Here is an 11,145-nt window from a genome sequence, read left to right as displayed (position 1 = left end):
TCAGCCTTCCACAGGGGCGGTCGCGTCACCGGGCTCTCCGGCCGGCCGGTCCAGTGCCTGGTCCGGCGCCTGGTCCGGAGAGCTGCCCGCCACCTGTGCGGCGACGGGGGAGCCGATCGCGGCGATCGGCTGCGGTGCGGGTACGCCGGAGCCGTCCCGTCGCCCGTTGGCCTCGGGCAGGTCGATGGGCGCGCCGCTCGACGCCGAGGCGCGTGCGGGGCCGGGGCCGGCCCAGGCGTTGACCAGCACGTCCTCGCCCTTGAGGAAGCGGTGGCTGCGGACGCCGCCGGTGGCGCGGCCCTTGCCGGGGTACTCGCTGAAGGGCGTCACCTTGACCGCGCCCGGCTCGGTGCCCTCCAGGGCCACCGACGAGCCCGACGCGGTGACGACCACGGCGTCGGCCGGGTCGAAGGCACCGAAGAAGGCGACGTGCTGCCCGGACCCGAGCTTGATGCCGGTCATGCCCCCGCCGGCGCGACCCTGGGGGCGCACGCCGGCCGCACCGAAGTGGAGCAGCTGGGCGTCGCTCGAGATGAAGCAGAGCTCCTCCTCGCCGGTCGTGAGCTCGACGGCGCCGACGACCTCGTCGCCGTCCTTGAGCCCGATCACGTCCCACTCGTCGCGGTTGGGCACCTCGGGGTTGACCCGCTTGACCACGCCGTCGCGGGTGCCGAGCGCGAGGCCGGGACCGTCGGTCGGGAGCGAGGTGAGCGCCAGCGCGCGCTCGCCGTTGTCGAGCGCCAGCATCTCGGCGAGCGGGAGCGTGCCCTGGAGGTTCGGGTCGTTGGCCGTCGGCGGCAGCTCGGCGTTGGTCAGGTCCATCACGGACAGGCGCACGACCCGGCCGCGGTTGGTGATCACGCCGACGTCCGCGAGCTTCGTCGTACGGACCGCGGAGACGACCACGTCGTGGCCGGCCCGGTCGCCGCCCGAGCCGGGCACCTCGGCGTCGCGGGTGCGGGCGAGCAGACCGGTGGACGACAGCAGGACGAAGCACGGGTCGTCGGTGACCTCGACCGACGTCGAGGCGGTGACCGCGGGCGCCGCCCCGAGGAGCACCGTGCGGCGCGGGGTGCCGTGCTCCTTCGCGACGTCGGAGAGCTCGTCGGAGACGACCTTCCGGAGCAGCTTCTCGTCGGCGAGGATCGCGTCGAGGTACTCGATGGTCCGCTCGAGCTCGGACTTCTCCTTCTCCAGCTCGAGCCTGGAGAACTTCGTCAGCCGGCGCAGCGGCATGTCGAGGATGTAGTCGGCCTGCGCCTCGGAGAGCTCGAAGACCGAGATCAGCCGCTCCTTGGCCGCGGCGGCGTTGTCGGAGCTGCGGATGACCTGGATGACCTCGTCAATGTCGAGGATCGCGACGAGGAGGCCGTCGACGAGGTGCAGGCGGTCGGCGGCCTTCTTGCGGCGGTGCGTGGACCGTCGGCGTACGACGTCGAAGCGGTGGCCGAGGAAGACCTCGAGCATCTGCTTGAGGCCCAGCGTGCGCGGCTGACCGTCGACGAGGGCGACGGCGTTGATGCCGAACGAGTCCTCGAGGGCGGTCTGGCGGAAGAGCTGCTCGAGGATCGCCTCGGGGACGAACCCGTTCTTCACCTCGATGACGAGGCGGAGGCCGTGCTCGCGGTCGCTGAGGTCCTTGATGTCGGCGATGCCCTGGAGCTTCTTGGCCATCACGAGCTTCTTGATCTGCTCCATGACCCGCTCGGTGCCGACGCCGTAGGGGAGCTCGGTGACCACGATGCCCTTGCGGCGCGCGGTGACCGACTCGATCCGGGCGGTGGCGCGCATCCTGAACGTCCCGCGCCCGGTCTCGTAGGCGTCGCGGATGCCGTCGAGGCCCACGATCTTGCCGCCGGTGGGCAGGTCGGGACCGGGGACGAAGCGCATCAGGTCGTCGATCGTGGCTTTCGGGTGCGTGATCAGGTGCTTGAGCGCCTGGACCACCTCGACGAGGTTGTGCGGGGCGATGTTGGTCGCCATGCCGACCGCGATCCCGGCCGAGCCGTTGACCAGCAGGTGCGGGATCGCCGCGGGGAGCACGACCGGCTCCATCTCGCGGGAGTCGTAGTTGGGCTTGAAGTCGACCGTGTCCTCGTCGATCGAGGCCGTCATCGCAACCGCCGCCGGCGCCATCCGGCACTCGGTGTAGCGCATGGCGGCGGGGGAGTCGTCGGGGGAGCCGAAGTTGCCGTGGCCGTCGACCGTCGGCAGTCGCATCGACCACGGCTGCGCCATCCGGACCAGGGCGTCGTAGATCGCGCCGTCACCGTGCGGGTGCAGCCGGCCCATGACCTCACCGACGACGCGGGCGCTCTTCACGTGCCCGCGGTCGGGCCGCAGGCTCATGTCGTCCATCGTGTAGAGGATGCGGCGCTGCACCGGCTTGAGGCCGTCGCGCGCGTCGGGCAGCGCGCGGGAGTAGATGACGGAGTAGGCGTACTCCAGGAACGACGACTGCATCTCGTCGCGGATGTCGGTGTCGAGGATGTGCTCCTCGAAGTCGTCCGGGAGGGGCTGCTTCGTCGTACGTCGTGCCATGGGCGCCATTGTCCCTGTCCGGCCCGGCCCCGCGGCCGGGGGCACGCCGGGGCCACCGTGACAATCGCCCGGCTCGAGCGTTGCGGAGGTATGCGCACCTTGTCCGATCCTTGCCGATAGATTGCAGCCGTGACCGAAGCGGACGCCACTGTCGAGGTGGCCACGACTCCGCCGCCCCGCCACTGGGAGGCGGACGTGCTGCTGCGCGACGGCCGCACCGCGCACATCCGCCCGATGCAGCCCGAGGACCGCGAGCTGCTGGTCGACTTCTACGCCCGCGTCTCGGACCAGTCGAAGTACTACCGCTTCTTCTCGCCGATGCCGGAGCTGTCCGAGCGCGACCTCGACCGGTTCACCCAGGTCGACCACCGCGACCGCGTCGCCCTGATCCTGCTGGTCGCCGGACACATGATCGCGGTCGGCCGCTTCGACACGATCCGACCCGGCCACGCCGAGGTCGCCTTCCTCGTCGAGGACCGCCACCAGGGCCGGGGGATCGGCCAGCTGCTGCTCGAGCACCTGGCCCAGGCCGGTCGCGAGCGCGGCGTCGAGGAGTTCGTCGCCGAGGTGCTGCCCGACAACCAGGCGATGATCCACACGTTCAGGGACGCCGGCTACCAGGTGAAGAGTGCCTTCGAGGACGGCGTGATGGAGCTGGTGTTCCGCATCGACCCGACCGACACCGCGATCGGTGTCATGGAGCAGCGCGAGCACCGCGCCGAGTACGCCTCGATCGAGCGCTTCTTCTCGCCGAAGTCGGTCGCGATCATCGGCGCGAGCCGCCGTCAGGACACCATCGGCCGCGCGCTCGTGCGCCACCTCGTGCTGGGCAACTTCACCGGCCGCATCCACGTCGTCAACCCGAGCGCCGACTCGGTGTCGGGCATGCCGGCCTGGAAGACGGTCGGGGAGATCCCCGGGGAGGTCGACGTCGCGATCGTCGCCGTCCCGGCCGAGTCCGTGCAGGACGTCGTGCTCGACTGCGCCGCCAAGGGGGTGCACGGCCTGGTCGTGATCTCGTCGGGCTTCGCCGAGACCGGCGAGGAGGGCCGGATGCGCCAGCGCCGCCTCGTCGGCCTGTCCCGGTCCTACGGCCTGCGCCTGATCGGGCCCAACGCGCTCGGCATCATCAACACCGACCCCGACGTCCAGCTCAACGCCTCGCTCTCGTCGGTCATGCCGCCGCGCGGACGAGCGGGCTTCTTCTGCCAGTCCGGTGCCCTGGGCTCGGCGATCCTGGAGAAGGTCCAGAACCGCGGCCTCGGCCTCACCACCTTCGTCAGCGCCGGCAACCGTGCGGACGTCTCCGGCAACGACCTCCTCCAGTACTGGGAGGAGGACGACGCGACCGAGGTCGTGCTGCTCTACCTCGAGTCGATCGGCAACCCGCGCAAGTTCTCCCGCATCGCCCGCCGGGTGAGCCGCCGCAAGCCGATCGTCGCCGTCCGGTCCGGTCGCAGCTCGCAGGGCGTGCCGATGGGGCACGCCGTGCGGAAGATCGGCGCCCCGCCGGAGGCCGTCGACGCGATGTTCCGGCAGGCCGGGATCATCCAGGTCGAGTCGCTGGAGGAGATGTTCGACGTCGCCCAGCTGCTCGCCCACCAGCCGCTGCCCCGCGGGCGACGGGTCGCGATCGTCGGCAACTCCGACGCGCTCGGCCTGCTCGCCGCCGACGCCGCCAACGGCGTCGGGCTCGTGGTCAACCGGCAGGAGGCCCTCGGTGCCGAGGCGACTGCGGAGGACTTCGAGGACGCCCTCGACGCGGCGATCGACGACCCCGAGGTCGACGCCGTGGTCGCGATCTTCATCCCGCCCCTCAACGTGGCCGGCGCCCGCGAGCAGGTCGCCAACGTGCTCGCCGCGGTCGGCGAGCAGTCCGACAAGCCGATCGTGTCGACCTTCCTCGGGACCGAGGGCGTCCCGGAGCTGCTGCGGGTCCCCGACGTGGCGGGCTCCAGCGCCGGTCGCGGGTCCGTGCCGTCGTACCCCGCCGTCGAGGCCGCGGTGCGCGCGCTCGCCCGGGTCGTGGAGTACGCCGTGTGGGTGCGGGTGCCGCAGACGAGCGTCGGCGAGCTGGTCGGCAACGACCGCGACGACGCGCGCCACCTCGTCAACGAGCTGCTGATGAACCACCCCGAGGGTCGTGACCTCGACTTCGTCGAGCAGCACCGGCTGCTCGGCGCCTACGGCATCGACCTGTGGGACACCTACGCCGTCGAGACGCTGGACGAGGCGACGACCGCCGCGGAGGCGCTGGGGTGGGACGTGGTGCTCAAGGCGACGGCCGACCACCTGCGCGACCGGCCCGACCTCGCGCACGTGTGGCGCAACATCGACACCCCCGACGAGATGGCCGACGCGTGGGCGTCGCTGAACGACCTCATCACCGACCCCGACCGGGCCGGCTTCGTGGTGCAGCGCAACGCGCCGCCCGGCGTCCCGGTCACGATCAACACGATGGAGGACCCGCTCTTCGGTCCGGTGCTCTCCTTCGGGGTCGGCGGGCCGCTGACCGAGCTGCTCGGCGACCGGACCTTCCGGATCCCGCCGCTGGCCGACCACGACGCCCAGGACATGATCCGCGAGATCAAGGCCTCCCCGCTGCTCTTCGGCTACCGCGGCAGCGAGATCGTCGACGTCGCCGAGATCGAGCGGCTGGTGCGTCAGGTCTCGCAGCTCCAGCACGACCTGCCGCAGGTCCGGGCGCTCCAGCTGCCGCTGGTGCTCGCCGGCAGCGAGAGCACGACGGTGCTGGGCGCGACCATCCGGGTCGAGCCGGTCAAGGACCCGCGCTCGGACTGGTTCGTCCGCCGGCTGAGCACGATGCCCGGGGACACCCTGCCCGACTGAGGTCCGCGTGACAGACTGCCGTCATGCCCCGCTCCATCCGTGACGCGGACGTCTCCCACGACCTCCGCCAGGCGATCCAGCGCACCGGTTACTACCCCGAGGTCGTCAGCGACGGCGTCTTCTCCGCAGCCGGCGGCGAAGAGGTGCTGTCGTACTTCGTGCACCACGAGACGACCTTCGACCACGAGGAGGTGCGCCGGCACCTGACGGCACTGCTCCTCACCCCGACGCGCCTGGTGATCGCGCACACCGACGAGCACCCCGGCGACGACCTGCTGCCGGAGCCCTACACCTCCACCACGACCGAGGCGGTCACGCTGACCTCGATCCGCACGGTCGTCGTGACCCGGATGGTCGCCAACCCGACGAAGGGCGTGGCCCCGCCGGCCGAGGCCGTGCTGACGATCGGGTGGGGCGGCGTGGGCCGGATCGACCTCGAGCCGGCCGGGTGCTCCGACCCGAACTGCGACGCCGACCACGGCTACACCGGCACCCTCGCGGGCGACGACTACACGCTGCGCGTCTCGGCCGCCGCCGAGGGCGCGGACTCCGTCGCCGGGCTGCTCGGCTTCGCCGAGGCGCTCTCCGCGCGCACCCGGGGATGAGCGACACCGCGTCGGCAGCGTTCACCCCGCCGGCGTACGGCGACCGCTCGCTGGCCGACGTCGTCCCCTCCGTCGGACGCGCGCTGGGGGTGGCCCTCGAAGGTCACCCCGTCGGGATCGAGCTCCCGCCGGCCCCGTCGTACGTCGTCTTCCTCGTCGACGGCATGGGCGCCGAGCTGCTGTCGCGCTACAGCCACTCGGCGCCGTACCTCGCCTCCCTTCTCGAGGGTGGCGCCACCGGGACCGCGGGGGTGCCGTCGACGACGGCGACCTCGCTCACCTCGCTCGGCACCGGCCTCGCGCCCGGCGCCCACGGGTTGGTGGGGTTCACCGCCCGCATCCCCGGCACCGACCGGCTGCTCAACCACCTGTGGTGGGACAAGTCCGTCGACCCGCTGGAGTGGCAGCCGCACCCGACCGCGTTCGGCCGCCTCGCGCGCGCCGGGGTGCACGTCTCCTCGGTCAACAAGCGCGACTTCGACGGCACCGGTCTGACGCTCGCCTCGCAGCGAGGCGCGACGTACGTCGGGGCCGACCGGGTCGGCGAGCGGATCGCCGCGACCGTCTCCGCCTCGGCCCACAGCCCCTCGCTGACCTACGTCTACGACTCCGACCTCGACTGGACCGGCCACAAGTTCGGCGTGGCCTCGACCCAGTGGCTCCAGCAGCTCGCGATGGTCGACGCCGAGGCCGAGCAGATGCGCGAGGCACTGCCGGCGGCCACCCGGCTGCTGGTCGTCGCCGACCACGGGATGGTCGACAGCCCGCGCGAGTCCCGGATCGACGTCGACGAGACCGACGGTCTGCGTGACGGCGTCGCGCTGCTGGGCGGCGAGGCGCGGTTCCGGCACCTCTACTGCTCGGCCGGTGCCGTGGCCGACGTCGTCGCGACCTGGCGCGAGGTGCTCGGGACCCGGGCGACCGTGCTGAGCCGGGAGGACGCGATCTCGTCCGGGTGGTTCGGCACCGTCGACCCCGGCGTGCTGCCGCGCCTCGGCGACGTGATGGTCGCCTGCCACGGTGACTCGGCAGTCGTGTCGAGCCGTGACTTCGCCTACGAGGACACGCTCGTCGGGCTCCACGGCTCGCTCACCCCGGCCGAGATGCTGATCCCGATCCTGGTCGGCTGACCGGCGCCCTTGCCGATGAGTCTCCTGGAGACTCACGGGCAAGCGGGCACGCCTCAGCCGAAGGGCAGGGGCTCCGGAGCGAGGCTGACGGCCTTGGCGCGGGCCGCCGTGAGTCGCCGCCGGTGGTGCTGGCGGCAGAGGACCTCGTAGGCCACGTCGGCGGGCGGCTCGTCGGCCTGGTCGACGTCACCGACGACGATGACCTCGCCCTCGACGACCATCGCGCCGTTCTCGGTGCGGGCGTTGTGGGTGGCCCGCTTGCCGCACCAGCACAGCGCCTCGACCTGGAGCACGTTCATCCGGTCGGCGAGCTCGACGAGCCGGGCGCTGCCCGGGAAGAGGGCCGTGCGGAAGTCGGTGAGGATCCCGAAGGCGAACACGTCGATCTGGAGCTCGTCGACGACCTTGGCGAGCTGGTCGATCTGCTCGGCGGCGTAGAACTGGGCCTCGTCGCAGATGAGGTAGTCGATGCGACCGCCGCGGGTCAGCGTGTCGACGACGTACTTCCAGAAGTCGAAGTCCGCGTCGACCTCGAGCGCGTCGTGAGTCAGCCCGAGCCGGCTGGACAGCACGGCTGCGCCCGCCCGGTCGTGGGTCGTGAAGATCCGGCCGACGCGTCCCCGGGCCGCGTGGTTGTGGTTGGTCTGGAGCGCCAGCGTCGACTTGCCGGAGTCCATCGTGCCCGTGAAGAAGTGCAGTTCAGCCATGTCGCGGCGATCTTGTCACAGACCGGTCAGGTCGCCGCGGCGGCCGCGCCGCCGTCGCTCGACTGGCGGTTGTACTCGCGATAGGCCAGCCACAGGACGAAGCACACGACCGGGACGTCGAGCTCCTGGGTCAGCTCGAGCCGCGGCCGGCCGTTGAAGAGCCCGGAGCGCCAGCAGCTCGCGATCGAGGTGCCGCCCCGGACGAGGTCGAGCCGCGACGAGGCCCAGCCGGCCTGCACGAGCGCGAGCTCCGACCCGACGTCGAGCGTCCAGCGTGCCGTGAAGAGACCGGACCGGCGAGCGGTGAACCGAGGCGCCCCGTCGGCGTCGGCCACCACCGTGCCGCGGCCCCAGCCCTGGGCGCGGTACGTCCAGACCTCGTGCCCGATCCGGACCTCGGCCTGGTCGCGGAACCACGAGCGGGTGGCCTGCGCGACCTCGACACCGTCGGCCTGGATCACGTCGCCCCGGGCCCAGTCGTACTCCATGCGCGCAGCCTGCCACGGCGTGGCAGGGTGTTTCCATGACAGACGGTCCGCTGATCAGTCCCGACGACCTGGCAGCCGGCCTGGACCGCTTCACGGTCCTCGACGTCCGCTACCAGATGGGCGGACCGCCCGGTCGCGAGCAGTTCGTCGCGGGCCACGTCCCCGGAGCGGCGTACGTCGACCTCGACCGCGACCTGGCAGCCGCACCCGGCGAGGGTGGCCGGCACCCGCTCCCCGCCGAGGCCGGCTTCGAGGCCGCGATGCGCCGCGTCGGCGTGGACGACGACCGCCCGGTCGTGGTGTACGACGACTGGCAGGGTCGGGCGGCCGCGCGGGCGTGGTGGCTGCTGCGGCACCACGGCCACCCCGACGTCCGGGTCCTCGACGGAGGCTGGACGGCCTGGCTCGAGGACGGGCACGCCACCGAGACGGGGGAGTCGGCCCCGGAGGCGGGTGGCTTCACCGTCTCCGCCGAGAAGAGGACCACCCTCGTCGACGCGGCCGACGTCCTCGACGTCGACGTGCTCATCGACGCCCGGGCGCCGGAGCGCTTCCGCGGCGACACCGAGCCCGTCGATCCGGTGGCCGGGCACATCCCCGGAGCGGTCAACGTGCCGACCACCGACAACCTCGACGCCCGCGGCCGGTTCCGGAGCGCCGACGAGCTGCGGGCGACGTACGGCCGGGTCGGTGCGGACACGGCCGGCTCGGTCGCTGCCTACTGCGGCTCGGGAGTCACCGCGGCCCACGACCTCCTCGCGCTCCGGGTCGCGGGGATCGACGCGGCGCTCTACCCCGGCAGCTGGAGCGGCTGGATCACCGACCCCGACCGACCGGTCGAGGAGGGCTGAGGGTCAGTCGGCCCAGACGTCGTCGCCGACGCTGATCCGCCCGCGGGTCTCCGGGACCAGGTGGGCGGCGAAGAGCGTCTTGCCGCCCACGAGCCGGTGGCGGGCCAGCGAGCGGATCGGCTCCTTGGCGGTGGTCAGCGTCTTGAGGTTGACCGTGGTCATCACGCACCGGCTGGTCGGCTTGGCCACGCGGAACCGCACGCCGCCGACCTCGAGCGAGGTCCAGTGGTCCTCGGCGAAGGGCTCGTCGCCGTCGATGACGAGGTTGGCCCGGAACCGCTCGATCGGCAGCGGCTCGGGCAGCTCCTCGCCGACCTCGAGAGCGCGCTCGACGATCCAGTCGTTGAGCTGGCGCAGCGAGGCCAGGGTCGCGACCGTCACCGGGAACGAGTCCGCGTAGGCGGTGAAGTCCTCCGGCCGGGAGAACTCCGGCTGCAGGTTCCGCTGCTCGGGCTCGTGGCACCAGACCAGTCGTACGTCGTCGCGGCCGAGCGCCTCGGCCAGCCACGCATCGGCCGACGGAGCCGGCACGCCGAAGAGGTCCTGCGAGTGCAGGCGTACGGCGACCGGGTCACCGCCGGGCACGTCCAGGTCGAGGTCGTCGAGGCCGGGTGCGCGCAGCCGCAGGTCGCGAGCGACGCCCGGGTCCGTCGTCGGGGTGTCCGCGACGATCCGGAACGTCTCGTGGACCTCACGGGCGGAGACCAGCCGGCCGTCGGCGTCGACGAGCATCCACGACCGGTCGTCGGCCAGCCCGCGGGGGAGCACCGTGGCCGAGTCGACCGAGCGGATGGCTCCGGACTTGAGCGGGTGGACGTTGAGCTGGAGGAGCCTCACTTCGCGTTGCTCGTCACCGCTCGCTCGGACCCCCGCCGAACATGATCTCGTCCCAGCTGGGCACGGACGCCCGGCCGCGCTTCTTGGCGGGGCGGCGGGGCTCGGGGGCCTCGGCGGCCGGCTCCTGCTCATCGGCGGGCTCGGCGTCGGTGGAGGGGGCGCCATCCGGGGAGCCGTCGGCGTCGAGGTAGGCCTCGACCGGCTGCTCGGTGCCCAGGTCGGTGCCCAGGTCGGCGCCGGTGAGCTCCATCGTGGTCTCGTTGGCGGACACGGCGTCGGCGTCGGAGTCGGCGTCGGTGTCGGTGTCGGCGCCGCCGACCATCTCGATCGCGTCCTCGCCGAGCGGCACGTCCTCCTCGACGGCGCTCAGGCGGCGCTGCCGGGCCGCGGCGAGGTCGTCGGGCGCGGGCTCGACGGCGCTCGCAGAGGCGGTCCCGGATCCGGTCTCGGAGCCGGCTGCGGGAGTGGCGTCGCCGACCAGCCAGCGGGCGTCCTCGTCGTCGACGGTGACGAAGTTGCCGCGCGGGTCGTGGGAGAAGGTCGCGGTGCCGAGGCGCCCGGCGACGTCGTACAGGCCGGTGAGGGTCCAGCGGCCGTCCTCGCGCCGCCACGCGTCCCACTCGACGGTGCTCGGGTCGACGTTGTGCGAGCGCAGGTGGGCGCTGATGGCCTCCCCGAGGGTGCGGACCCCGGACTCGGTGGCGCGGCGGCGCACGGACGCGAGCTGGGCCCGCTGGGCGACGTGGGCACGCTCGGCCAGCACGGGAGCGGCGAAGGGCATGATCTTCTCGACCGACGTACCAGCGGCGTGGGCCACCGCCTCGGGTGACTCACCCGCGCGGATGCGCGTCTGGATGTCTCGGGGGCGCAGGCTTGATTCCATCGGGATCTCCAACTGGCCGTTCGGGTGGCCGGTGGTGTCGGGAGCGCCGGTGAGGGCGCGGCGGAGCTTCGTGTCGATGACCAGGGTGTGCTCCTGGCCCGACTCGTCCACCAGCAGCAGGCGCTTGCCGTCCCCGCTGCGTCCGGTGAACGTCAGCTTGGCCATGGACGGCGGGCTCCTGCCTGGGTGCTGGTGGTGCGGACGAGGGTGCTGTCCGTTCGGACGACCCTACGCCAGCGTGCCGTGCCGTCCC

The 11,145-nt window shown here is 72.5% G+C and carries 9 protein-coding genes; 4 read left to right on the top strand and 5 right to left on the bottom strand.

Annotated elements, in window-relative coordinates; all coding sequences use genetic code 11:
- Positions 1-2,541 carry a DNA gyrase/topoisomerase IV subunit A gene (locus tag EUA93_RS17260; RefSeq protein ID WP_129401541.1) on the bottom strand — a complete coding sequence of 847 codons (2,541 nt, stop codon included), beginning with the start codon at positions 2,539-2,541 and terminating at the stop codon, positions 1-3.
- A gap of 129 nt (positions 2,542-2,670) precedes the next feature.
- Here EUA93_RS17260 and EUA93_RS17255 point away from each other — a divergent pair, with 129 nt between their 5' ends.
- Genes EUA93_RS17255 through EUA93_RS17245 form a run of 3 tightly spaced genes read left to right on the top strand, consistent with a single transcriptional unit; the run spans position 2,671 to position 7,126 of the window.
- On the top strand, positions 2,671-5,391 hold the full coding sequence (locus tag EUA93_RS17255) for a bifunctional acetate--CoA ligase family protein/GNAT family N-acetyltransferase (protein WP_242497479.1): 2,721 nt from the start codon (positions 2,671-2,673) through the stop codon (positions 5,389-5,391).
- 23 nt (positions 5,392-5,414) lie between these two features.
- The gene (locus EUA93_RS17250) at positions 5,415-5,996 is read left to right on the top strand and encodes a DUF5998 family protein (protein ID WP_129401540.1); all 582 of its coding nucleotides are present in this window, start codon (positions 5,415-5,417) and stop codon (positions 5,994-5,996) included.
- Entirely contained in the window at positions 5,993-7,126 is a 1,134-nt protein-coding gene (locus tag EUA93_RS17245) for an alkaline phosphatase family protein (RefSeq protein ID WP_129401539.1), read from the top strand. The genes EUA93_RS17250 and EUA93_RS17245 overlap by 4 nt, the downstream gene beginning before the upstream one ends.
- Before the next feature lie 53 nt (positions 7,127-7,179).
- Here EUA93_RS17245 and EUA93_RS17240 read toward each other — a convergent pair whose 3' ends face one another.
- Together EUA93_RS17240 and EUA93_RS17235 are read right to left on the bottom strand one after the other, a co-directional pair.
- The gene (locus EUA93_RS17240; protein ID WP_129401538.1) at positions 7,180-7,833 is read right to left on the bottom strand and encodes a thymidine kinase; all 654 of its coding nucleotides are present in this window, start codon (positions 7,831-7,833) and stop codon (positions 7,180-7,182) included.
- A 26-nt stretch (positions 7,834-7,859) separates the two neighbouring features.
- Positions 7,860-8,321: a hypothetical protein gene (locus tag EUA93_RS17235; RefSeq protein ID WP_129401537.1), complete on the bottom strand. Its 462-nt coding sequence runs from the start codon at positions 8,319-8,321 to the stop codon at positions 7,860-7,862.
- A 35-nt stretch (positions 8,322-8,356) separates the two neighbouring features.
- Between EUA93_RS17235 and EUA93_RS17230 the strand changes: the two genes are divergently transcribed.
- Entirely contained in the window at positions 8,357-9,172 is an 816-nt protein-coding gene (locus EUA93_RS17230) for a sulfurtransferase (RefSeq protein ID WP_129401536.1), read from the top strand.
- A 3-nt stretch (positions 9,173-9,175) separates the two neighbouring features.
- Here the strand turns inward: EUA93_RS17230 and EUA93_RS17225 are convergent, their stop codons facing one another.
- Together EUA93_RS17225 and sepH are read right to left on the bottom strand one after the other, a co-directional pair.
- Entirely contained in the window at positions 9,176-10,009 is an 834-nt protein-coding gene (locus EUA93_RS17225; protein WP_165355205.1) for an MOSC domain-containing protein, read from the bottom strand.
- Positions 10,010-10,022: 13 nt separating this feature from the next.
- Positions 10,023-11,057, bottom strand: coding sequence for a septation protein SepH (sepH, locus tag EUA93_RS17220; RefSeq protein WP_129401534.1), 1,035 nt, complete (start codon positions 11,055-11,057; stop codon positions 10,023-10,025).
- Positions 11,058-11,145: the final 88 nt, after the last annotated feature.

This window comes from Nocardioides oleivorans, assembly GCF_004137255.1.
In the GTDB taxonomy this organism is placed as follows: Bacteria; Actinomycetota; Actinomycetes; order Propionibacteriales; family Nocardioidaceae; genus Nocardioides; species Nocardioides oleivorans.
The sequence above is the reverse complement of the archived record's forward strand: the minus strand, read 5'-3'. Positions and strand labels throughout refer to the sequence as shown.